22 protein-coding genes are annotated in these 21,173 nt (G+C 71.7%); 14 read left to right on the top strand and 8 right to left on the bottom strand.

Translation table 11 applies throughout. The annotated features are described in order from the left end of the window. Positions 1 to 71 precede the first annotated feature (71 nt). Together V6V47_RS24325 and V6V47_RS24320 are read right to left on the bottom strand one after the other, a co-directional pair. Positions 72 to 878, bottom strand: coding sequence for an alpha/beta fold hydrolase (locus tag V6V47_RS24325; protein ID WP_334630669.1), 807 nt, complete (start codon positions 876 to 878; stop codon positions 72 to 74). After that, a complete protein-coding gene (locus V6V47_RS24320) occupies positions 862 to 2,130 on the bottom strand; it encodes an MFS transporter (RefSeq protein WP_334630668.1) in 1,269 nt (422 codons plus the stop codon). The genes V6V47_RS24325 and V6V47_RS24320 overlap by 17 nt, the downstream gene beginning before the upstream one ends. 166 nt (positions 2,131 to 2,296) lie before the next feature. Here V6V47_RS24320 and V6V47_RS24315 point away from each other — a divergent pair, with 166 nt between their 5' ends. After that, the gene (locus tag V6V47_RS24315) at positions 2,297 to 2,740 is read left to right on the top strand and encodes a hypothetical protein (RefSeq protein ID WP_334630667.1); all 444 of its coding nucleotides are present in this window, start codon (positions 2,297 to 2,299) and stop codon (positions 2,738 to 2,740) included. 57 nt (positions 2,741 to 2,797) lie between these two features. Here the strand turns inward: V6V47_RS24315 and V6V47_RS24310 are convergent, their stop codons facing one another. Continuing rightward, positions 2,798 to 4,393: a beta-N-acetylhexosaminidase gene (locus V6V47_RS24310; RefSeq protein ID WP_334630666.1), complete on the bottom strand. Its 1,596-nt coding sequence runs from the start codon at positions 4,391 to 4,393 to the stop codon at positions 2,798 to 2,800. Positions 4,394 to 4,599: 206 nt separating this feature from the next. On the opposite strand from V6V47_RS24310, the gene zwf reads away from it, so the two are divergent. The 5 genes from zwf (at position 4,600) to V6V47_RS24285 (ending at position 10,260) form a co-directional block, all read left to right on the top strand. Next, entirely contained in the window at positions 4,600 to 5,979 is a 1,380-nt protein-coding gene (zwf, locus tag V6V47_RS24305; protein WP_334630665.1) for a glucose-6-phosphate dehydrogenase, read from the top strand. A gap of 55 nt (positions 5,980 to 6,034) precedes the next feature. Next, positions 6,035 to 6,871, top strand: coding sequence for a GNAT family N-acetyltransferase (locus V6V47_RS24300; RefSeq protein WP_334630664.1), 837 nt, complete (start codon positions 6,035 to 6,037; stop codon positions 6,869 to 6,871). A gap of 382 nt (positions 6,872 to 7,253) precedes the next feature. Beyond that, the gene (locus tag V6V47_RS24295) at positions 7,254 to 8,537 is read left to right on the top strand and encodes an MFS transporter (protein ID WP_334630663.1); all 1,284 of its coding nucleotides are present in this window, start codon (positions 7,254 to 7,256) and stop codon (positions 8,535 to 8,537) included. A gap of 185 nt (positions 8,538 to 8,722) precedes the next feature. Next, positions 8,723 to 10,138: an OFA family MFS transporter gene (locus V6V47_RS24290; RefSeq protein ID WP_334630662.1), complete on the top strand. Its 1,416-nt coding sequence runs from the start codon at positions 8,723 to 8,725 to the stop codon at positions 10,136 to 10,138. Beyond that, positions 10,135 to 10,260 (top strand): MFS transporter small subunit, encoded by a 126-nt coding sequence (locus V6V47_RS24285; protein WP_334630661.1) that lies wholly within the window; start codon positions 10,135 to 10,137, stop codon positions 10,258 to 10,260. Before V6V47_RS24290 ends, V6V47_RS24285 begins: the two co-directional genes overlap by 4 nt. Before the next feature lie 37 nt (positions 10,261 to 10,297). Here V6V47_RS24285 and V6V47_RS24280 read toward each other — a convergent pair whose 3' ends face one another. Beyond that, positions 10,298 to 11,026, bottom strand: a complete 729-nt coding sequence (locus V6V47_RS24280; RefSeq protein WP_334630660.1) for an SDR family NAD(P)-dependent oxidoreductase — start codon at positions 11,024 to 11,026, stop codon at positions 10,298 to 10,300. 90 nt (positions 11,027 to 11,116) lie between these two features. Between V6V47_RS24280 and V6V47_RS24275 the strand changes: the two genes are divergently transcribed. From V6V47_RS24275 to V6V47_RS24265, 3 genes are all read left to right on the top strand, one after another. Continuing rightward, positions 11,117 to 11,947, top strand: a complete 831-nt coding sequence (locus tag V6V47_RS24275) for a patatin-like phospholipase family protein (protein ID WP_334630659.1) — start codon at positions 11,117 to 11,119, stop codon at positions 11,945 to 11,947. Between the two features lie 45 nt (positions 11,948 to 11,992). Further along, positions 11,993 to 12,454, top strand: a complete 462-nt coding sequence (locus tag V6V47_RS24270; protein ID WP_334630658.1) for a peroxiredoxin — start codon at positions 11,993 to 11,995, stop codon at positions 12,452 to 12,454. Between the two features lie 83 nt (positions 12,455 to 12,537). Beyond that, complete coding sequence (locus V6V47_RS24265) at positions 12,538 to 13,221, top strand: hypothetical protein (RefSeq protein ID WP_334630657.1); 684 nt, start codon at positions 12,538 to 12,540, stop codon at positions 13,219 to 13,221. A gap of 129 nt (positions 13,222 to 13,350) precedes the next feature. Here V6V47_RS24265 and V6V47_RS24260 read toward each other — a convergent pair whose 3' ends face one another. The 4 genes from V6V47_RS24260 to V6V47_RS24245 form a co-directional block, all read right to left on the bottom strand. Next, positions 13,351 to 13,602 (bottom strand): hypothetical protein, encoded by a 252-nt coding sequence (locus V6V47_RS24260; protein WP_334630656.1) that lies wholly within the window; start codon positions 13,600 to 13,602, stop codon positions 13,351 to 13,353. 37 nt (positions 13,603 to 13,639) lie between these two features. Continuing rightward, positions 13,640 to 14,827: a GNAT family N-acetyltransferase gene (locus V6V47_RS24255; protein WP_334630655.1), complete on the bottom strand. Its 1,188-nt coding sequence runs from the start codon at positions 14,825 to 14,827 to the stop codon at positions 13,640 to 13,642. A 332-nt stretch (positions 14,828 to 15,159) separates the two neighbouring features. Continuing rightward, positions 15,160 to 16,158, bottom strand: coding sequence for a cytochrome d ubiquinol oxidase subunit II (gene cydB, locus V6V47_RS24250; RefSeq protein ID WP_334630654.1), 999 nt, complete (start codon positions 16,156 to 16,158; stop codon positions 15,160 to 15,162). 15 nt (positions 16,159 to 16,173) lie between these two features. Further along, entirely contained in the window at positions 16,174 to 17,586 is a 1,413-nt protein-coding gene (locus V6V47_RS24245) for a cytochrome ubiquinol oxidase subunit I (protein WP_334630653.1), read from the bottom strand. A 160-nt stretch (positions 17,587 to 17,746) separates the two neighbouring features. Here V6V47_RS24245 and V6V47_RS24240 point away from each other — a divergent pair, with 160 nt between their 5' ends. From V6V47_RS24240 to V6V47_RS24220, 5 genes are all read left to right on the top strand, one after another. Further along, positions 17,747 to 18,514: a lysophospholipid acyltransferase family protein gene (locus V6V47_RS24240; RefSeq protein WP_334630652.1), complete on the top strand. Its 768-nt coding sequence runs from the start codon at positions 17,747 to 17,749 to the stop codon at positions 18,512 to 18,514. Between the two features lie 47 nt (positions 18,515 to 18,561). Further along, on the top strand, positions 18,562 to 19,146 hold the full coding sequence (locus tag V6V47_RS24235; RefSeq protein ID WP_334630651.1) for a TetR/AcrR family transcriptional regulator: 585 nt from the start codon (positions 18,562 to 18,564) through the stop codon (positions 19,144 to 19,146). A gap of 49 nt (positions 19,147 to 19,195) precedes the next feature. Next, the gene (locus V6V47_RS24230; RefSeq protein WP_334630650.1) at positions 19,196 to 19,420 is read left to right on the top strand and encodes a hypothetical protein; all 225 of its coding nucleotides are present in this window, start codon (positions 19,196 to 19,198) and stop codon (positions 19,418 to 19,420) included. 75 nt (positions 19,421 to 19,495) lie between these two features. After that, positions 19,496 to 20,338, top strand: coding sequence for an SDR family NAD(P)-dependent oxidoreductase (locus V6V47_RS24225; RefSeq protein ID WP_334630649.1), 843 nt, complete (start codon positions 19,496 to 19,498; stop codon positions 20,336 to 20,338). Positions 20,339 to 20,401: 63 nt separating this feature from the next. Further along, complete coding sequence (locus V6V47_RS24220) at positions 20,402 to 21,169, top strand: glycerophosphodiester phosphodiesterase (protein WP_334630648.1); 768 nt, start codon at positions 20,402 to 20,404, stop codon at positions 21,167 to 21,169. Positions 21,170 to 21,173 lie beyond the last annotated feature (4 nt).

Raw genomic sequence — 21,173 nt, 5'->3', positions numbered from 1 at the left:
CCCGGGTGGTCCGGGCGTCGTTGTGATGACTGATTCACGTCCGGGGAGGGCTTCTTGTTGCAGTGTGTCGGCTAGACGACACACGGCTGTTGGTCTTGGCCCTGGGCTCGGTGCAACCAGTCCTGCGTGAGGGAGCGCAGCAGCGTGGGTTGTTCGAACGGCAGGTGGTGCCCGGCCGCGTCGATCACGGTGTAGGTGCCGCGGGGGTAGTGGCGCATGGCGCGGAACTGGTCGGCGTAGCCGACGATCCGGTCCTGTCGGCCGGTGATGACGCTGACCGGGCCGTGGAAGGTGTGGTCGGCGTCCTCGTCGGGCAGCGCGAAGTCGGGGCCGGTCTGGAGGGCTTGTTGGAACTTCTCGTCGCCGGGGCCGCCGGAGTTCAGTGCCGCGAGGACCGTCGCGACGACGGTCGGGGTGCGGTGGCCCAGGGCGACGTCGAGGTGGGCGCGCAGCTCGGCGGGGGCGGCGTCGAGCCAGCCCGCGGGCGTTTCCGACTGCTCGGGGTCGGGCAGGTCCCGGCTTGCGGGCGCGATGGTGACGCCGGGGCAGACGAGGAGCAGGCCGCGGACGAGGTCGGGTCGTTGGCGGGCGATTCCGGCGGCCAGGTAGGCGCCGTAGGAGCCGCCGGCCAGCAGGACCGGCGCGTCGACGTGGTGGTCGAGCCACGCGCACACGATGTCCAGTACGGCCGGGGACTCGGGTGGGCAGTTCACTGGGGAGTCGCCGTGGCCGGGCAGGTCGAGGTACACCTCGTGCAGGCCCGCGCCGGCGAAGGCGGGGCTGAAGGCGGCGGCCGTGGCGGCGCGGGTCATGCCGAACATCGGAAGGCACACCACCACCGGTCCGTCGTGCGCTGATCGGTCAAACGCCAGGTGCATGTCGAGGTCCTTCCGACGGTGTCCGGTGGGTGGTGAGGCCGGCGGCGAGCACGCCGACGGTGATGATGGCGCTGGCGCAGATCAGCAACGTCTCACGTGCGCCGAGGGCGCTCACGAGCGGGCCGCCGAGCATGGTGCCGGCCGGCACCGCCAGCACGGTGACGGCGCCGTTGGCGGCGAGGACCTGCGTCCGGTTCGTGCTCGTGGTGCTGCGTTGGAACAACGCCATCGAGGTGGGTACGTACGGCGCCCAGATCGCGCCGCCGACGGCGAAGGCGAGCAGGGAGAGGCTGGTGGGTGCGCCCAGCCCGAGGGGCAGCATGGTGAGGCCGAAGCCGACGACGATGCCGATGGTGACGCGCCACAGTGACCAGCGGCGGAGGTAGCCGACGGTCAGGCCGCCGAGGAGGGCGCCCGCCCCGAACACCATGTAGTAGGTGCCGAGCAGGGTCGCCGAGGCGTGCAGGTCGTCGACGATGTGCAGGGGCAGGGCGATGTAGACGGGGCCGAACAGGATGAAGAACCCGAAGCTGAGGGCGATCAGGCCGAGCAGGGTGCGGTTGTGCCGGATGACGGCGAAGCCGGCGGTACGCGACGGGCCGGTCCGCGGTGGTGCGGGCCGGTCGGTGACGGGTACGGCTAGGTGGTAGGTGAGCGCGAGGACGGCGAAGGTGGCGGCGTCGATGGCGATCACCCACACCGCGCCGGCCCAGCCGATCAGGAGACCGGCCAGCGGCGGTCCGCCGATGGTCGCCAGTTCGCCGATGACGCCGAGGGTGGCGTTCCCGGCCAGGTGGTGGCGTTCGGGGAGCACGTCGGCGATGAGTGTGTAGCGTCCCGCCGTGCCCCAGGAGTGCAGCAGCGATGAGGCGGCCAGCAACGTCACGTACAGGCCGAGGCTCAGGGCCCCGAGGAGGTGGGCGAGGGGGATCGCCGCGAGCGCCCCGGCGCGCAGGGTGGCGTCCCAGCCGGCGAGCTGCGCGCCGCCGCGCCCACCCAGCAGCCGGCCGAACAGCACCGTGGCCAGCACGCTGGGCACGGTGTACGCGGCCATGGCGATCGCGACCCAGGTGCCGCGCTGCTGCGGGGGCGCGAGTTGCAACGCCATCCAGCTGACGGCGACGACCGCCATGCCGTCGCCCAGGGCGGACACCGTGAGGCCGGGCAGGATCCTGCGCAGCACCGGATGGCTCAGCACCGGCCAGTACGGCGAGGAGCGGGGGAACCGCTGCGCCGCCTCGTGGGATGTCATCTGACCCACTCGACACCATCGGCGGTGGCGGCACCACCAAAGCTCGCTGTGGGCAGAATCCGCGCAGAGCTGAATCGAGGCGGGAGAAATGGGTGTGCGGGTTTGGTGATCACTTTCTACAGTGGTGCGTCGCGTTGCGGCGTTAACTGACCACGGGGGAAACACCATGACGAACAAGCCTGTCCGTACGATTGTGGCCCTGGTCGCTGTTGGCGGTCTCGCCGCCGGCTGTGACCCCGCGCCGAAGGAGGCCGCCGCGCCCGCGGCCGGGCCGACGGTCGACGTCGCGGCGAACAGCAAGCAGGTCTGCGACGCCACCCTCGCGGTGGTCAAGGAGCAGTTCGTGGGGATGGCGGATGACGCCATCGCGGCCATCGACAAGCCGGTCAGCGCGACGGAGCAGGGTGCGCAGGTCCGGGCCCGCTACACCACGCTGGCGCAGGGCCTGCGCGCGAAGGCTCCGGAGGCTGCCGACCCGCAGGTGCGAGGCGCGCTGGACAACCTCGCCGAGGCGATCGAGAAGCGGCTCACCGGTCCGCAGGCCACCAAGGTCGAGGCGCCGGATCTCGACCCGACGTTGAAGGCTCTGGACACCGCGTGCGGTCGCTGAGCCATCGGTGGCCGGCGGTCCGGGCCTCGGTGTGCCCCGGCCCGCCGGTTCAGCCGGTCAGATCCATGGCACCTGCGGGGACGGGTAGAAGTTGACGTCCTGCAGGCGCCAGCGTGGCGCCTGCTCCCCCAGGCGGACGCGGAACGACTCCCAGTCGTGGCTGGCCTCGGTCGACCAGCCCAGTTCGGCGATCGCGGGCAGGCGGGGGAAGGCCATGAACTCGATGTCGTCCAGGCTCCGCAGCGTCTCGGACCACAGCGGCGCCTCGACGCCGAGGATCGCGTCCTCCCCGACCCCGCTCACGCGGTGGGCCGGATCCCAGCCGTACGCGTCGGACACCTCGATGAGGCCGGCCCAGCGCAGCCCGAGGCGGGTGTTGGCGTCGTACTTCATGTCCAGGTAGGTGCGGCTCGCCGGCGACATGATCACCTTGTTGCCGCGGGCGGCGGCGTCGACCAGGTCGGCGTTGGTCGTGCCGGTGCCCCAGAATTGCGCCACCACGTCGCTCGGCGGGTCGGCCTGCGTGACCTCGTTCCACCCGGAGGCGCGCTTGCCGTACTTGGTGACCAGCGGCAGGACCCGGTCCATGAAGGTGCGGTAGTCCTCGTCGGTGGTCGCGTGGGCCTCGTCGCCGCCGATGTGCAGGAACGGTCCGGGGGTGATGGCGGCGAGTTCGCGGATGACGTCTTCGACGAACCGGTAGGTCAGTTCGTCGTTGATGCACAGTGAGCTGTAGCCCACGGCCATGTCGGTGCGAGGGGGCGGTGCGACGCCGTCGCAGTTGAGCTCGGGGTAGGTGGACTGGGCGGCGTTGGTGTGCCCCGGCATGTCGATCTCGGGGATGATCGTGATGTGCCGCGCGGCGGCGTACGCGACGACCGCCTGGTAGTCGGCCTTGGTGAGGAAGCCCGGCCCGACGCCGTCGACGCCGGTGCCCGGGCCTCCGCCGACGGTGGTGAGCCGGGGCCAGGAGTCGATCTGGATGCGCCAGCCCTGGTCGTCGGTCAGGTGCAGGTGCAGGTAGTTGATTTTGTACTGGCTGAGCAGGTCGACGTACGCGGTGATCTCGTCGACGGTGTGGAAGTGTCGCGCCACGTCGAGCATGGCTCCGCGGTACGCGAAGCGGGGGTGGTCCACGATCCGGCCGCCGGGCACCGTCCAGGTGACCCGCTGCCGGTGGGGTGCTTCGATCTCGGCGGGTAGCAGTTGGCGCAGGGTCTGGGCGCCGGCGAACAGCCCGGCCGCGGTGTTGGCCCGGATCGTCACGCCGTGGCGGGTGACGTCGATCTGATAGCCCTGCTGGCCGACCCGGGCGTCGGCGCCCCCGAGGAGCAGGGCTATCTCGGGTAGCGGCGTCGAGCGGACGGGCAGGACCGGTAGTGGGTAGCCGGTGGCGGGGCGCAGTGTTCCGGCGAGGTGGCGACCCACCTGCCAGGCGGCGGTCGAGCCGGGTGTCGTGCGGATGACGGTCAGCGGGGTGATGCGGAAGGTGGCCCCGGCGTCGGGGTGGGTCTCGACGGGTGCGGGGACCACGTCGCTCAGGTGCCGGGTCGGGGTGGCCGGCGTGGCGGCGGCCGGGGCGGCGGGCAGGGTGAACGGCAGTCCGAGTGCGGCGATGGCCAGCAGCCGCGTCAGGGTGTGTCGGCGACGCACAGGTACCTCCAGGCCTCGTCATGATCGATGAATGTCGATCAGACTCCGCACGCTACCTGCGTCGGACCCGGACTGTAAACCTTCCTTATCGTGGCGGCGGTCGCTGTCGCCGTCCTCACGCTGACCCCTCGGCGGGAATTCCCCGGTGGGGCCCTACGGTTGCCCGGCTTGGAAGATCAGGGTTCACATGATCGGATGGAAGCACCATGGACGTTCGCTCAGACGCGGTAGTGCTGTTCGGCGTGACGGGGGACCTCGTCTCGAAGAAGCTGTTCCCGGCGCTGTACGAGCTGACCCGGCGCGACCGCCTCGACGTTCCGGTGATCGGCGTGGCCCGCTCCCCCTGGGATGACCAGCAGCTCGTCACCACCGCCCGTAAGTCGGTCGCCGAGGCCAACGACGCGGTCGACGACGAGACGTTCGACGCGCTGGCCCGGAACCTGTCGATGATCTCCGGCGACTACGCGGACCCCGCCACGTACCAGCGGCTGGCGCAGCGCCTGCAGGCCGCCGAGCGCCCCCTGTTCTACCTGGCGATCCCCCCGGCGGTGTTCGGCGCCGTGGTCGAGGGCCTGGCGGCGGTCGGCCTGGCCGAGCGGGGCCGGGTGATCGTGGAGAAGCCGTTCGGCCGCGACCTGGCGTCGTCGCACGAGCTGAACCGGACGCTGCACGCGGCCTTCGACCCGCAGCGCGTCTTCCGGATCGACCACTACCTCGGCAAGGAAGCCGTCGAGAGCCTCTACGCGTTCCGGTTCGCCAACCGGCTCTTCGAGCCGCTGTGGACCAACGAACACATCGACAACATCCAGATCACGCTCGCCGAGGGCTTCGGCACCCAGGGCCGCGCTGGCTTCTACGACACCGTGGGCGCCACCCGCGACGTCCTGCAGAACCACATCCTGCAGGTCGTCGCGCTGCTCGCCATGGAGGCGCCGACCTCCGACGACGCCGACGCGTTCCGCGAGTCGGAGGTCGCGGTGCTGCGGCAGATCACGCCCCTCGCGCCGGAGACCACGGTACGAGGCCAGTACGCCGGCTACCGCGACGAGCCGGGCGTCGGGCCGAACTCGAACACGGAGACGTTCGTGGCGACCCGGCTGACGGTCGACTCCCCCCGCTGGGCGGGCGTTCCCTTCTACCTGCGCAGCGGCAAGTCCCTGCCCGGGACGGCCACCGAGGTCGTCGTCGAGTTCAAGCGGCCGACGCGATCCCTCATCCCGGCTGAGGGCGGCGCCGCGACCACCGCGAACCTGCTGCGCTTCCGGCTCGGCCACGGCGACGGCATCACGATGTCGATCCAGGCGAAGAGCCCGGGCGCCGAGGTGGCCAGCCGCCCGGTGGACCTCTCCGTCGACTTCGGCGCGGCCCTCGGGCACCGGCAGGAGGCGTACGAGCGGCTGCTCGACGACGCCATGGACGGCCAGCACCTGCGCTTCGCCCGCGAGGAGACGATCCAGCAGGAGTGGCGCATCGTCGAGCCGATCCTCGACCTGCCGGCGGCGGTGCAGCCGTACGACAAGGGCACCTGGGGTCCCGCGGACGCCGTCGCCCTCGCCGACGGCTGGCACGCCCCCCACCTGCGGTAGTGGCCCTGCTCACGGTCCCGGGCCGGCCTGCGTGGGCCATGGCAGGCTTCGACGAATGGCGGTAGACCCTCACGACCAGGACATGGTGTACGCGCTCGCCGAGCAGGCCGAGGCCGAGTTCATGTACCGCTACTCCTCGGGAACGCCGGGCGCGGTCCAGGACACGCTCGGCATGGCCGCCACCCGCCTCGGCGGTGGCGTGGTGCTCTCCATGCGGCACGACCCGGTCAACTACTGGAGCAAGGCCCTCGGGTTCGGCGTCGACGAGCCGGTCGACGCCGAGCTGATCGGCCAGGTGTGCGACTTCTACCGCGCCGAGCGGACCCCCGCCGCCGTCATCCAGATCGCCCCCGACCGGCTGCCGGCGGACTGGGACGAGATCCGCGCGCGCGAGACCATCACGGCCGGCAGCACCTGGGTGAAGCTCGCCGCCGAGGCCGACGCGATCCAGCCCGGTCGTACGGAGCTTCGCGTCGGCCCGGTCACCGCCGAGTTCGCCGACCAGTGGGCCTCGGTGGTGCTGCGCGGCTTCGGCATGCCCGAGGAGGGTCTCGGCGCGATGCTGGCCGCCAGCGTCACCGATCCCCGCTTCCGCCCGTACGCCGCCTGGGACGGCGCGGAGATGGTCGCCGGCGCCAACCTGTTCGTCCATGGCGAGGTCGGCGCGCTCAACGCCGCCTCGACCCTGCCGGCGCACCGGGGCCGGGGGGCGCAGTCGGCGCTGCTGGCCGCCCGAGCGGCGGCCGCGGTGGCCGCCGGCTGCCGGTGGGTCACCGCCGAGACGGGCCGACCCGAACCCGGCTCGTCCAACACGTCGCTGAACAACATGCTCCGCGCCGGCCTCACGCCGCTCTACGACCGACGCAACTGGCTCTGGCGGGCCGCTCAGTAACCCGCCGGACTCAGCCCGCGGAACGCTGGGCGTGGTGGCCGTACGACGCACCCAGCCGGGCCGCGGACGTTCGACGCGCTCGGCGCGGTTCGCGCACGACCGGGCGTCGCGGTGGGCGTGATCGACACCAGATCACCGACACGGGGATGTCCGGCGCTCGATGACACCCCGATATCGGTGAAACGGAGTCGATCTCCGTTCAGCGGGAACTCCGAGGCCCCCGCACCTGGGTAGCTGCCCGGTAATTGACTGGTCCCGCCCGCCACCATGGCTCATCGTCGTGGCGTGGGAGGCATCTGCCTGCCGACCGTGACCGGATGCACGGCACGCTCGACGACCTCGGGCGCGGACGAGCCTGATCGGAGATCAGAGGAGATTCGACATGGCAGGCGGGGCGGCCACCACGGCAGGGGCCGAATCGCTACGGCCAACCCAGCTGCTCCGCCGCGACGGGCCCTTCCGAACCCTCTTCTCGGCGCGGGTCGTCTCGTACGCAGGCGATTCCCTCGGCCTCGTCGCGCTCATGTTCCACGTCTCCGAGACGACAGGCCAGGCGCTGGCGATCTCCCTGCTGTTGCTTGTCGGGGATTTCGCTCCATCCCTGTTGGGACCCTTCACCGGCGCATTGGCTGATCGGCTCGATCTCCGGCGGCTGATGATCGTCTGCGAACTCATCCAAGCTGTGGTCCTGCTGGTGATCGTGCTGACCCTGCCCCCGCTGCCGGTGCTGCTGGCCCTCGTCGCGATCCGCGCCACCGCGTCGCAGATCTTCCAACCGGCGTCTCGGGCGGCGGTGCCCGCACTGGTGGTTGATCGCGACCTGGAGACCGCCAACTCCACCGTCGGGTTCGGCGCCAACGCGGCAGAGGCGTTCGGCCCGCTGATCGCCGCGGCCCTGTTCCCGTTGATCGGGGTGCGTGGTCTGCTGCTCGTCGACGCCGTGTCGTTCCTGGTCTCGGCCGTGCTGCTCGCCACGCTCCCCGCACTGCCGGCGGTGACCGGCGATGGGCGCCAGCCGTCTCTGCTGCGACAGGCCCGAGCGGGCATCGGCTATCTGTTGAGCATTCCGACGGTTCGGGTGATCTTCCTTGGCTTCACCGCGGTGGTCGCGTTCAACGGGGTCGATGACGTGGCGCTGGTGCTGCTGGCGCAGGAAACCTTCCAGGCTGGTAATTCCGCGGTCGGGCTCCTGCTGGGCGCGGTCGGCCTCGGCCTTGTGGTCGGTTACGCCATGTTGTCCCGGTGGGGCACGCGGGCGTCGATGTCGCTGCTGCTGATACTGGGCTTCGCGGTCAGCAGTGTCGGTAACCTGCTGACCGGGCTCGCCTGGGCCGTCGCCGCCGCGATCGCCCTGCAGGCCATCCGTGGGTTGGGGTTGGCCGCCATGGACGTCGCCTCGAGCACGCTGCTGCAACGTACGGTTCCCGCGGGCATGCTCGGCAGGGTCTTCGGCAACCTGTACGGCGCGATCGGGGTCGCCGCCGCGACCTCCTACATCGCCGGCGGTCTCCTGCTGGACGCGACCTCCGCCCCCGTGACCCTGATAGTCGCGGGCGTCGGCGGCCTGGTGGCCACCGGTGTCGTCGCGCTGCGACTGCCGCGGGCGATGCGCCGCGCCGACGAGGATGGCGCGACGCCGGCGACACCCGCGCCCGCCGTCGAGTAGTTCGGGACGTCGACCTGCCCGGCACCCGCCCGGTAGCCCTCTCACCACCCCCGCACCCGAGCGTGCGCTGAGTGACCGCTCAGCTCATCACATCGACCGTCCAGCGACCGTGGGCTTTGCCGCTTCCGGGTGGTGTGGGCAGATTGTGAGGACGTTCTCCGTCCACCTCGGGGAGGAAACAGCTCATGCTGTCCGCGCTCGATCGTCAGCACACCGTCGCGCCGCCCGGGTACAGCCGGTGGCTCATCCCGCCGGCGGCGTTGGCCATCCACCTCTGCATCGGTCAGGTCTACGCGACCAGCGTCTACAAGAACTCGCTGATCGCCCACTTCGACACCAGCCAGACCGCGATCGGGGTGATCTTCAGCATCGCGATCGTGATGCTCGGTCTGTCGGCGGCGGTCGCCGGGACCTGGGTGGAGGCGAACGGACCGCGCAAGGCGATGTTCGTCTCGGCCTGCTTCTGGGCGACGGGTTTCCTGGTGGGCTCGCTGGGCATCGCCACCCAGCAGTTGTGGCTGCTCTACCTGGGCTACGGGCTGCTCGGCGGCATCGGTCTGGGTATCGGGTACATCTCCCCCGTCTCCACACTGATCAAGTGGTTCCCGGACCGGCCCGGCCTGGCCACCGGTCTGGCCATCATGGGCTTCGGCGGTGGGGCGATGGTGGCCTCACCGCTGTCGCGGCAGCTGCTGTCGTTCTACGACCCGGGCTACGACCCGGCCAACGCGGGGTCGACGGCGTCGGGCAGCGCGCTGGTGTGGCTGTTCGTGACGCTCGGCATCGGCTACTTCGTGATCATGATGTTCGGGGCGGTGAACGTTCGGGTGCCGGCGCCGGACTGGCGTCCGGCCGGCTTCGACCCGGCGACGGTCGCGGCGAAGCCGCTGGTCACCACGGCGCACGTGTCGGCGGCGAACGCGGTGAGGACCCGGTCGTTCTGGCTGCTGTGGGTGGTGCTGTTCTGCAACGTGACCGCCGGTATCGGGATCCTGGAGCAGGCCAGCCCGATGATCCAGGACTTCTTCCGGGACAACGGCACCTCAGCGGTGTCGGTGGCGGCGGCCGGCGGGTTCGTCGGTCTGCTGTCGCTGTTCAACATGGCGGGCCGGTTCGTCTGGTCGTCCACCTCGGACGTGCTCGGGCGTAAACCGATCTACCTGGTCTACCTGGGCGTGGGCATGGTGCTGTACGCGCTGCTGGCCCTGGTCGGGCAGACGGCAACGGCGCTGTTCGTGCTGTTGGCGTGCGTCATCCTGTCGTTCTACGGCGGCGGCTTCGCCACGGTGCCGGCGTACCTGCGGGACCTGTTCGGCACTTTCCAGGTGGGCGCGATCCACGGTCGTCTGCTGACCGCGTGGTCGGCGGCGGGGATCGCCGGTCCGCTGATCGTCAACGGGTTCCTCGACGCGCAGGGCAAGCCGGGCACGTTGACGGCGGCGGCGTACCGGCCCGCGCTGTTCACGATGGTCGGGGTGCTGGCGGTGGGCTTCGTGGCGAACCTGCTGATCCGGCCGGTGCCGGAACGGTTCCACGAGCCGACCGGCGACACGGACGAGGGCACGGCGCCGGTGGCGGCGGAGAGGAGTGGCACCCGATGAGCGACAACGGCCGTACGGGGCAGCAGGCCCGGTTGTGGATCTCGTGGTTGGTGGTGGCCGCGTTGCTCGGTTACGGGGTGGTGCAGACGGTCCTCACGGCGGCGAAGCTGTTCACCCAGTGACCCCGCTCCGGCGGCCTCCGGCCCCGCGGGTGCGGGATCAGAGGCCGCCGGCGACCCGCAGCACCGTCCCGGTGGCGTAGGAGGCTTCCGGACCGAGCAGCCAGGCGATGGCGGCGGCGATCTCGTCGGGCTCACCGGCGCGGCCGAGCGGAATGCGGCCGGCGGCAGAGTCGGCACGGTCAGGTACGCCGGAGTCGGCGTGGATGTCGGTGCGCACGATGCCCGGGGCGACCGCGTTGACCCGGATGCCACGCGGGGCGAGTTCCTTGGCCAGTCCGACGGTGAGGGTGTCGGTGGCGGCCTTGACGGCGGCGTAGTGGACGTACTCCCCCGGACTGCCGAGGGTGGCCGCGGCCGAGGACACGTTGACGATGGCGCCGCCGTCGGTCATCCGGCGGGCGGCCTGTTGGGCGCAGAGGACGTAGCCGACGAGGTTGACGTCGACGACCCGACGCAGGTCCTCGACGCGCAGCTCGGTGAAGGGCCCGATGGGGCTGGTGACTCCGGCGTTGTTGACCAGGCCGGTGAGCGGGCCGAGCTGGGCGGCGGCCTCGAAGAGGGCGTCGACCTGGTCGGGGTCGGTGGTGTCGGCGCGTACCGCGATGGCCTGCCGACCGGCGGCGTGCAGGTCGGCCAGGACGGCGCCGGCCGCGGTGTGGTCGCGGCGGTAACACAGGGCGATGTGGTGGCCGGCCTCGGCGAGACGGCGGGCGGTGGCCGCGCCGATGCCGCGGCCGCCGCCGGTGACGACGGTGACGGGTGCCACGATGCCGCGCTCCTGAAAATCGGTGGCTGCGCACTGGACGCGCCGACGCTACCGTGACCGGCGCGGGTCGGTCGTCGAGAGGAGGGTCACATGGAGCGGGCTTTGGTGCTCGGTGGCGGCGGGGTGACGGGGGTGGCCTGGGAGCTGGGGCTGCTGGCCGGCCTGGCCGAGCGGGGTGTGGCGCTGTCCGGCGCGGACCTCGTGGTGGGCACGTCGGCGGGCTCGGTGGTGGGCGCGCAGGTCTGCTCGGGGGCGCCGGTGGAGCAGTTGTACGAGGCCCAGTTGGCGCCGCCGACGAGTGAGGTGGCGGCGCGACTGGGGTGGTCGGTGCTGGCCCGGTTGGCGTGGGCCGGTGGTCGTACCCGAGATGCGGCGCGGGCACGGGCGCGCATCGGGGCGATGGCGGTGGCGGCGCGTACCCCGTCGGAGGCGTCGCGGCGCGCGGTGATCGAGGCCCGGCTGCTGGCGCGGGAGTGGCCGCAGCGGTTGCGGGTGACGGCGGTGGACGCGGCCTCCGGCGAGTTCGTGGTGTTCGACGGCGACAGCGGAGTGTCGTTGGTGGACGCGGTGGGGGCCAGCTGCGCGGTGCCCGGAGTGTGGCCGCCGGTGACGATCGGCGCGCGTCGCTTCGTCGACGGCGGGATGCGCTCGGCGGTGAACGCGGACCTGGCGGCGGGAGCGCGGCGGGTGGTGGTCCTCGCGCCGACGACGGCCGCGTTCGGGCCGATGCCGCGGTTGTCGGCGCAGGTGGCGCAGTTGCGGGCGGACGGGGCGCGGGTGGCGGTGGTGGCGCCCGACGCGGCGGCACGGGCGGCGATCGGCCGCAACGTGCTGGACCCGGCGCGGCGGGCGGGAGCGGCCCGGGCGGGGCGGGCGCAGGCCGCCGTGGTGGTGGACGAGGTGGCGGCGCTCTGGGCCTGATCGCTTACGCTCACCGCGCGTCGGATCGGACAACGGAGGTGCGCGGTGGCGGATGTGGGTGTCGGGGACCTGGTCGAGGATTTCGAGCTGCCGGACGAGACGGGCACGCCCCGTCGGCTCTCGGAGCTCCTGGCGGACGGGCCGGTGGTGCTGTTCTTCTACCCGGCCGCGATGACCCGGGGGTGCACGGCGGAGAGCTGCCACTTCCGGGACCTGGCGGCGGAGTTCGCGGCGCTGGGCGCGACCCGGGTGGGCATCAGCCGGGACTCGGTGGCGAAGCAGGCGGAGTTCTCCCGGCTCAACGGCTTCGACTACCCGCTGCTGTCCGACCCGGACGGCGTGGTGGCGCAGCAGCTCGGGGTGAAGCGTCGGCTGCCGTTGGGGCCGTTGAGCATGAAGCGGATGACGTTCGTGATCGGCACGGACCGGCGGGTCATCGAGGTGATCCACAGCGAGGTCAGCATGAACGAGCACGCGGATCGGGCACTGCGGGCGCTGGGCGGCTGAGCGGGCGCCGGCCCCCTGCGGCGGCTGTCGCAGCCGGCTGATATCAAGACAGCAATCAAACAGGTGTACGGAAGAGGGTTCTGATGGATGCCGGCCAGGGTTTGTCCACTGACGAGGTGCAGAGCCTGCGGGAGGCGTTGGCGGCGGGCCGCCGACCCAGGGTGGTGTTCACCGCCTCGGCGGGGCAGATCGCCGGTCAGGTCGGTCAGGTGACCGAGCTGACCGATCCCGAGGTGTCGGACGAGTTCGTGGTGGTGCGTTTCGGCCGCGACGAGTTGCCGTTCGCCCCGGCGGATCTGGCGGTGGCGCCCAAGGGCGCTGGCCGCCGGGCGCCGGAGCCGAAGCCGGAGCCCGAGCCCGAGCCGCCCGTGGTGGCCGCGCCGGAGTTCGTGTTGGACACGCCGCGGGTATCCGCGCAGCGACAGGAGGAGCCGAAGGTGGAGCAGACGGAGAAGCCGCCGGCGCGGCGGGCGGTCAAGGCCGTGAAGCCGAAGGGGCCCGCGGGCCTCACGGTCACCCTGGCGTACGCCGAAGGTGAGTGGACCGTCGCCGCGCAGCAGGGCGCCAAGGCGCTCGCGAAGCCGTACGTCGTGAAGCCGGCGGAGGCGTTGAAGATGGTGGCGTTGGTCGACGTGCCGGGGGTGCAGGAGGCGGTGGAGCAGATCCTGGGCACCGAGCGGGCCGAGGCGGAGCAGCAGGCGGACAAGCTGCGCGCGGAGTTGGCCGAGATCGAGGCACGGCTGGCGGAGCTGCGCGAGGCCCGCTGAGGCGCGCGGTGTCGGCGATCGGCCGGGTCGGGGGCAGGCACCACGAGCCCTCGGCCGGCCAGGTCGTCAAAGGCGGCTTCGGGTAGGTCGGCGGCCCCGGTGCAGCAACCGCCCCGGTGCAGCAACCGCTCAGGTGAGCTGGTTCATAGCGGCCTGGATTTTCAACCAGGTAGCCGAGGGTGTCCGCTCGAACCGGTCGTCGTCGCCGTAGACGGCGCAGTCCGCGCCGACGGTCGCGAACTCGCGCAGCTGCCCGTCCCCGAACTCCCAGATCCGGATCGCCGGACGGTCGGCGTCCCAACCGGCCACCAGCGCAAGATGAGGGTGGCAGAGCAGTCGCTCCACGACGGCGTCGGAGCGGATCTGCGTCAAGATCTCCACCGGCAGACTGTAATGGTTGGCGGCGTCCCGCCGTCGGTCAGAAGTAGTCGAGCAGGTGCGCCGGCCCTCCGGCGCCCAGAAGGTCAAGCGCGGCCGGGTCGACATCCGGGCTGTGGTGCAGCAGGCCGGCCTGCGCGACCGAGCGGGCGTGCGCGGCTCCGGCGTAGAGCAGGGCGAAGCCGCGTACCTCCAGCCGCAGGTCTGCCTCGCCGCTGACCCGGGTCAGCTCGGCGGCGCCGTCGGCGACGGCCAACCGCCAGGTGCCGGTGTTCCACTCGGCAAGCGGGTCGGTGAGGTGAAAGTCGACGGCGCCCCGGACGTGGGCGGGCCACCCGCGGGCGCCCACCGCGTGGGCGACGTCGACCGGCCGGTGCATCCACAGGTCCCGTTCGTGCTCGCGGGCCGACTCCAGCGGCAGGTGGGCGCTGACCGCGTCACCGTCGAGCGGGCACAGCCGCAGGGTCGGTGCGACGCTGGCCCAACTGCCGAGCACCCCGACGAGTTCCCGGGCGGCCTCGGCCGTGACGGCCAGGGCCTCGTCGACGGTGAGCACCGAGTCGGCCCCGTAGCCGAGGCCCCGCCGCCAGGTGGCGTAGCCGACCAGGTCGCCGTCGTCCTCGACGAGGGTGAGCCCGTCGCCGGGCAGGCCACGGTCGGGGGCGTCGAACAGCTCGCCGCGGCGGGTCAGCATGCCGTTGCGGTGCCGGGTGACCCGCTCGTACAGGGCGGCGACGGCGGGCAGGTCGGCGGGCGTGCCGGCGCGGACGGCCAGACGCGCGGCGGGCCGGTGTCGGGGCAGCGCGGCGGTGGCCAGATTGACGGTGCGCAGCACACCGGCGGTCTCCCACCCGCAGGCCCGGTACGGTGCGGCGACGGTCGGGTAGAGCGCGCTGATCGCCGCCCCCCGCTCGTGGGCGCCCCGCAGGAGGGCGGTGAGCATGGCGCGTGCCACGCCCCGGCCCCGGGCCTCCGGCGCGACGGCTACTCCGGCCACGTCGGCGGCCGGCACCGCTCGCCCGGACCACCACTGGTCGTGGTGCAGGTCGACGGCCTTGCCAACGAGCCGACCGGTGTCGTCGAACGCGCCGTAACGGGTCCGGCCGGGCGCCTCGACGCTCGCCTGCGGGGGACGCTGGGAGTCGGAGCCGAACGCGAACCGGCCCAGATCCCAGGCGGCGTCGAGGTCGTCGGCGGTGAGTTCACGTACGAGCACGGTGGCGGGCATCGGCACACCGTAGCGGGACACCGTCCGCCCCAACCGCCGATTAACGGCCAGCCAAAAACCGGCGTGCCCCCGGCTCTCCCTCCCGCCCCCGCCTCTTCCTCCCTCCCGCCCCCGCCCGCCCTCCTCCCCCGTCGATCACGGAGTTGTGGTGGGCAACAAAGCACCCGCTATGACGCCAATCCGGGCACCACAACTACATGATCGACGGGACCGGCGCGCGATCTTGCACTTTTTGTCGCGGCATAGCGGGCATTTCGTGCATGTCGGCGACCGAAAGTGCAAGATCGGCGGGAGCGGACGAGGGCGGGGACGGGGGCGGGGGCGAGCGGGGGTTAGTGCTGGGGGATGTTGGCTACGCCGATGCGCTTGCGGAACACCCAGTAGGTCCAGCCCTGGTAGGCCAGCACGATCGGGGTGAAGATCACCGCCACCCACGTCATGATCTTCAGGGTGTACGGGGTGGAGGCGGCGTTGGTGGCGGTCAGCGTGCCCGCCGCGTCCAGCGTGCTGGGCAGCACGTTCGGGAACAACGCGGCGAACAGGGTCGCCACGGCCAGGCCGATCGCCACGGCGGTGCCGGTGAACGCCCAGCCCTCCCGGCGTACCCGGGCGGCGGCGAGGCCACCGAGCAGGGCGAGGGCCGCGGCGACGGCGAGCACGACGGCGACCGTGCTGGAGCGGATGCTCAACGTCCAGGACAGGAACGCCACCGCGAGCACGGCGGTGCCGACGCCGACGCGTACGGCGAGGGCGCTGGCGCGCTGGCGGATGTCGCCGGTGGTCTTCAGCGCGATGAACACCGCGCCGTGGGTGAGGAACAGCGCGAGGGTGGTCGCGCCGCCCAGCAGAGCGTACGGGTGCAGCAGGTCGAGCAGGCCGCCGACGTACTCGTGGTCGGCGTTCAGCGGCACGCCGCGCAGGATGTTGGCGAAGGCGACGCCCCACAGGATCGCCGGCAGCAGCGAGCCGACGATGATCGCCGCGTCCCAGCGGCGCTTCCAGGACGCCTCGGGGCGCTTGTGCCGGTACTCGAAGGCCACGCCACGGACGATCAGGGCCAGCAGGATCAGCAGCAGCGGCAAATAAAAGCCGGAGAAGAGGGTGGCGTACCACTCGGGGAAGGCGGCGAACATGGCGCCGCCGGCCGTGATCAGCCACACCTCGTTGCCGTCCCAGACCGGGCCGATGGTGTTGATCAGGACTCGGCGTTCACGGTCGTCGCGGCCGAGTACGGGCAGCAGCATGCCGACGCCGAAGTCAAAGCCCTCCAGGATGAAGTAGCCGGTGAACAGTACGGCGACGAGGAGAAACCAGATGGTGGTGAGGTCCACGGCAGGCTCCGGTGCTCAGTAGGCGAAGGCGAGCGGACGCTCGGCGTCGTCGGTGTCGTCGGTCGGGGGTGTCTCGGTGACGTCGGGTACGCCGCTGCGGGCGTAGCGCAGCAGGAGTTTGACCTCGATCACGGCGAGGGTGGCGTAGATCAGGGTGAACGCGGTGAACGAGGTGAGGACCTCGGCCAGCGAGACGCTGCGGGAGACGCCGTTGCGGGTGAGCATCTCGCCGAAGACGATCCACGGCTGGCGACCCATCTCGGTGAAGATCCAGCCGAAGGAGTTGGCCAGCAGCGGGAGCACGGGCATGGCCAGGCCGGCGCGCAACAGCCACTTGCTGCTCGGGGTGCGGCCCTTGCGCTGGCTCCAGAGCACCAGCAGGGCGATCGCGCCGGCGGCCATCCCGAACGCGATCATGAAGCGGAAGCTCCAGTAGGTGACCGGGATGATCGGGGTGTAGCTGCCGGCGCCGTACTGGGTGGCGTACTGGGCCTGGAGGTCGTTGATGCCCTGCACGGTGCCCTTGGGGTCACCGGTGCCCAGGTACGACAGCAGGTACGGGATCTTGATGGCGAAGACCTCGCGGCTGCCGTCCAGGCTGCCGACGGTCAGCACGGAGAACGAGGCGGGGCTCTCGGTGGTGTAGAGGCCCTCGGCGGCGGCCATCTTCATCGGCTGCACGTCGGTCATGATCTTGCCTTGGATGTCGCCGGTGAACAGCACGGCGGCGGAGGCGACCAGGACCACCCAGGAGCCGAACTTCGTGGCAAAGCGGTACGCGCCGGCGTCGGCGGAGTCGCGGTTGCGGATCACGTGCCACAGGCCGACGGCGACGACCACCGAGCCGGCGACCAGGAACGACCCGGCCAGGGTGTGCGGGAAGGTGATCAGGGCCACCTTGTTGGTCAGCACGGCCGGGAAGTCGGTCAGCTCGGCGCGGCCGGTGTCCGGGTTGATCCGGTAGCCCACCGGGTTCTGCATGAACGAGTTCGCGGCGAGGATGAAGTACGCGCTGAGGTTGGTGCCGATGGCGGCAGCCCAGATGCTGGCCAGGTGCGCGCGCTTGGGCAGCCGGTCCCAGCCGAAGATCCACAGACCGATGAAGGTGGATTCGAGGAAGAAGGCGACCAGCGCCTCGATGGCGAGGGGGGCTCCGAAGACGTCGCCGACGAAGCGCGAGTAGTCGCTCCAGTTCATGCCGAACTGGAACTCCTGCACGATGCCGGTGACCACGCCCATCGCGAAGTTGATCAGGAAGAGCTTGCCGTAGAACTTGGTGAGCTTGAGGTAGCGCTCGTTGCCGGTGCGGTGCCAGAGCGTCTGCAGGATGGCCACCAGCACGGACAGGCCGATGGTCAGCGGGACGAAGAGAAAGTGGTAGACGGTGGTGACACCGAACTGCCAGCGGGCGACATCCAACGCGTCCACTCGAAACCCCCAGCCATCTGTACTACGAGACGTAGTAAATACTACTGCTCGTCGTAGAAAGAGGTGTGGCCCGCATCGGCGCGGGACCCATGACTCTGATCACCCCAGCTCCCCCACCCGCCCTCGTGGCCCCGCCGCCGCGTGCGACGATGGCGCGCTGATGAACACCACGCACTGGCAGCCGCCGCTGATCTGGCGCGCCGCCCTCCTGCTGATGCGGGGCCTGGTCGGCCTGCTGGCCCGCCTCGAGGTCACCGGCGACGTCCCCGCGCACCTGCGCCGCGGACCGCTGGTGCTGGCCGCCAATCACATCAGCCCGTTCGACCCGGTGGTGATGGCCGCCGCCTGCCAGACCCTCGGCATCGCCCCGCGGATCATGGCGACCGCGGGGCTGTTCCGCGTCCCGCTGTTCGGCGCCGCCATGCGCCACGCCGGGCACATCCGCGTCGACCGGGGCACCAGCGCCGTACACCGGGCTCTCGACGACGCCGCCACCGCCGTGGCCGGCGGCTCGGTGATCCTCATCTACCCGGAGGGGCGCATCGGCCTGGACCCCGGCATGTGGCCCGAACGCGGCAAGACCGGCGTGGCCCGACTCGCCCTGGCCTGCGCGGCGCCGGTCGTCCCGGTCGCCCAGTGGGGCGCCCACGAGGTGCTGCCCTACCGGGCCCCTCGGGGAATGCTGCGCGGCATCGCCCGCGCGTTGTGGCGCCGCCCGGTGATCCGGGTGCACTTCGGCGCGCCCGTCGACCTGGGCGAGGTGACCGCCGGTAGCCCCGGCGCCGCCCGCCGGGTCACCGACCGCATCGTCGACGCGCTCACCGACACCCTCGCGCCGTTGCGCCCCGACGAGCCCGACCGGCCCCGGCACGTCGATCCGAGCCGCCCGGCCGACCCCAGTCGCACCCACCGCCGCCGGCCGACCTGACCCTGACACGTTAGACAACCTTCGAGAATCTGTCTAAGCTGTCTAACGTGAGCAGCCTGGAGATGGAGTCCGCGGATCCGAAGCGCGCTGCCGTCCTCGCGGCGGCGGTGGGGGTGTTCGGGCGCTACGGGTTCCAGAAGACGTCGATGGAGGCGGTCGCCAAGGCCGCCGGCATCTCCCGGCCCGGCCTGTACCTCCTGTTCCCCAACAAGGAGCAGCTGTACCGCGCCACCATGCACGACGTCCTGGACCGCGCCCAGCGGGCCATGGAGGCGCACCTCGCCGACCAGACGGTGAGTTTCGACCAACGGATCGTCGCGGGGCTGGACGCGCTGATGGGCCCGTACATCGACACCCAGGTGGCCCGCGACCTCAACGAGTTGCTGGAGAACAGCGAACCCCAACTGGGCACGATGTTCTCCGACTACCAGGACCGGGCTCGAGCGGCTCTACGCGTCCACATCGACGACCTCGCCCCGCCCGGCCTGCTCGACGGTGGGTTGAGCGCGGACGACATCGTGGAGCTGATCTTCTCCGCCGCGCTGACCTGGAAGTCGACCTCGGCCACCCGCAAGGAGTTTCGCGACCGGATCCGCCGGTCCCTCCGGCTGATCCACCGCGCCGCAGGCTGACCCACCTGCGCTGGGTCGGCGCGGTGGACGAGCAGGGCACCGCCTGCGGGTGCCGCCGGGCTGGAAGACCCCGCAGCAGGGCGCGGCCACCTCGGTCCTGCTGGCCGCCTCCCCCGAGGTCGACGCCGTGACCGGACGCTACTTCGAGGACGCGAACGAGGCCGTCCTCATCGCCGAGCGGACCGACGGCAGGAGCGGCGTGCTCCCGTACGCCCTGAACGAGAAGGACGCCGACCGCCTCTGGGACGAGACGCTGCGGCTCCTGGGACGCTGACCTGGAATTTGACCTCGAGTGCACTCGAACGATGAGACTCTGCCCGAAGCGGCCCATCACGAAAGCGGGAGACTCATGAGCGAGCAGACAGTGCTGATCACCGGCACGTCCACCGGCATCGGCCTGGAGATCGCGCTCGGCTGCGCGCGCGCCGGCTGGCGGACCGTGGCCACCATGCGCGACGTGGGCCGCTCCGACCGGCTGCGCGCCGCCGCCGACGCCGCCGGGGTCGCCGACCTCATCGACGTACGCCGCCTCGACGTCACCGAACCCGCCGCGGTCGACGCCGTCGTCGAGACGGTGGTCAGCGAGTACGGGCGGCTCGACGCGGTCATCAACAACGCCGGCGCCGGGCACCTGGGCACCCTGGAACAGGAGACCGTCGACGACATCCGGGCGGTCATGGAGGTCAACTTCTTCGGCGTCCTGCACGTCAGCCGGGCCGCCCTGCCGCACCTGCGGGCCAGCCGGGGGCGGCTGATCGCCGTCTCCAGCGTCGGTGGGATCGTCGGGCAGCCGTTCAACGAGGCGTACTGCGCGGCGAAGTTCGCCGTCGAGGGCTACCTCGAGGCCCTCGCCCCGCTCGCCGCCACCACCGGCGTACGGGTCACCCTCGTCGAGCCGGGCGCGGTGGCCAGCGAGTTCGTCGCCAACATCGGCGTCGACCGGGACACCGCCGTCGCCGAAGCCGGCGTGTACGGGCCCGCGCTGCGCGCGTACCTGGCCCGCACCGGGAAGGCCTTCGCGGCCGCGCAGTCCTCGGCCGACGCCGCCGCCGTGGTGGTGGCCACCCTGACCGACCCGGCGCCGCCGGTCCGGGTGCAGACCTCGGACACGGCCCGCCAGTTCGTCGGCGTCAAGCTCGCCGACCTCGACGGCGCGGCGGTGGCCACCATGACCGGCAGTTGGATCGCCTGAAGATCAACCAAATTCCGGTGGTCCGTCATCCGCCGTCCACCAACTGAGGGCATACTGCGCTGCGTGCACCTGCGTCCCGCCTACCTCGACGCGCCGCCGCCGCTGGCGTTCGCCCACCGCGGCGGCGCCGCCGAGGGTGACGAGAACACCACCGAGGCGTTCGCCCGTGCCGTCGGGCTGGGCTACCGGTACGTGGAGACCGACGTGCACGCCACCGCCGACGGGGTGGCGGTGATCTTCCACGACGCGACGCTGCGCCGGGTCACCGGTGAGGCGGGGCGCATCGCCGACATGAGCTGGGCCGACCTCACCTCCGTACGGGTCGGCGGGGCTGCCGTCGTACCCCGGCTCGACGAGGTGCTGGACGCCTGGCCGCAGGTCCGCTTCAACATCGACGTGAAGGCCGACGGCGGCGTCGAGCCGACGGTGGCCACCGTGACCAGGGCGGGCGCCGCGGACCGGGTGCTGCTCGCCTCGTTCAGCGACGCCCGGCTGACCCGGCTGCGCGCGCTCACCAACGGGCGGGTCGCCACCAGCCTGGGCATGCGCGGGGTGGCCCGGCTGAAGCTGGCCTCGCTGCACGGCCGCCCCCTGCGGCTACCCCCGTCGGTGGTCGCCGCGCAGGTGCCGCCCCGCTACGGGCGGGTGCCGGTGGTGGACCGCCGCTTCCTCGACTACTGCCATCGGCTGGGCCTCCAGGTGCACGTTTGGACGATCGACGACCCCGGCCAGATGCACGACTTACTCGATCGTGGTGTGGATGGCATCATGACCGATCACGTCGGCGTGCTGCGCGACGTCTACCGCAGCCGCGGCCACTGGGCCGCCTGACCGG

The sequence above is a fragment of the Micromonospora sp. CPCC 205539 genome (assembly GCF_036906815.1).
GTDB lineage: Bacteria > Actinomycetota > Actinomycetes > Mycobacteriales > Micromonosporaceae > Micromonospora.
The sequence above is the reverse complement of the archived record's forward strand: the minus strand, read 5'-3'. Positions and strand labels throughout refer to the sequence as shown.

Excerpts from the sequence above, each read along its gene's own strand:
- V6V47_RS24325 (WP_334630669.1), bottom strand. The coding sequence starts at position 878 with ATGCACCTGGCGTTTGACCGATCAGCGCACGACGGACCGGTGGTGGTG.
- V6V47_RS24320 (WP_334630668.1), bottom strand. The coding sequence starts at position 2,130 with ATGACATCCCACGAGGCGGCGCAGCGGTTCCCCCGCTCCTCGCCGTAC.
- V6V47_RS24315 (WP_334630667.1), top strand. The coding sequence starts at position 2,297 with ATGACGAACAAGCCTGTCCGTACGATTGTGGCCCTGGTCGCTGTTGGC.
- zwf (WP_334630665.1), top strand. The coding sequence starts at position 4,600 with ATGGACGTTCGCTCAGACGCGGTAGTGCTGTTCGGCGTGACGGGGGAC.
- V6V47_RS24300 (WP_334630664.1), top strand. The coding sequence starts at position 6,035 with ATGGCGGTAGACCCTCACGACCAGGACATGGTGTACGCGCTCGCCGAG.
- V6V47_RS24295 (WP_334630663.1), top strand. The coding sequence starts at position 7,254 with ATGGCAGGCGGGGCGGCCACCACGGCAGGGGCCGAATCGCTACGGCCA.
- V6V47_RS24290 (WP_334630662.1), top strand. The coding sequence starts at position 8,723 with ATGCTGTCCGCGCTCGATCGTCAGCACACCGTCGCGCCGCCCGGGTAC.
- V6V47_RS24285 (WP_334630661.1), top strand. The coding sequence starts at position 10,135 with ATGAGCGACAACGGCCGTACGGGGCAGCAGGCCCGGTTGTGGATCTCG.
- V6V47_RS24275 (WP_334630659.1), top strand. The coding sequence starts at position 11,117 with ATGGAGCGGGCTTTGGTGCTCGGTGGCGGCGGGGTGACGGGGGTGGCC.
- V6V47_RS24265 (WP_334630657.1), top strand. The coding sequence starts at position 12,538 with ATGGATGCCGGCCAGGGTTTGTCCACTGACGAGGTGCAGAGCCTGCGG.
- V6V47_RS24255 (WP_334630655.1), bottom strand. The coding sequence starts at position 14,827 with ATGCCCGCCACCGTGCTCGTACGTGAACTCACCGCCGACGACCTCGAC.
- V6V47_RS24240 (WP_334630652.1), top strand. The coding sequence starts at position 17,747 with ATGAACACCACGCACTGGCAGCCGCCGCTGATCTGGCGCGCCGCCCTC.
- V6V47_RS24225 (WP_334630649.1), top strand. The coding sequence starts at position 19,496 with ATGAGCGAGCAGACAGTGCTGATCACCGGCACGTCCACCGGCATCGGC.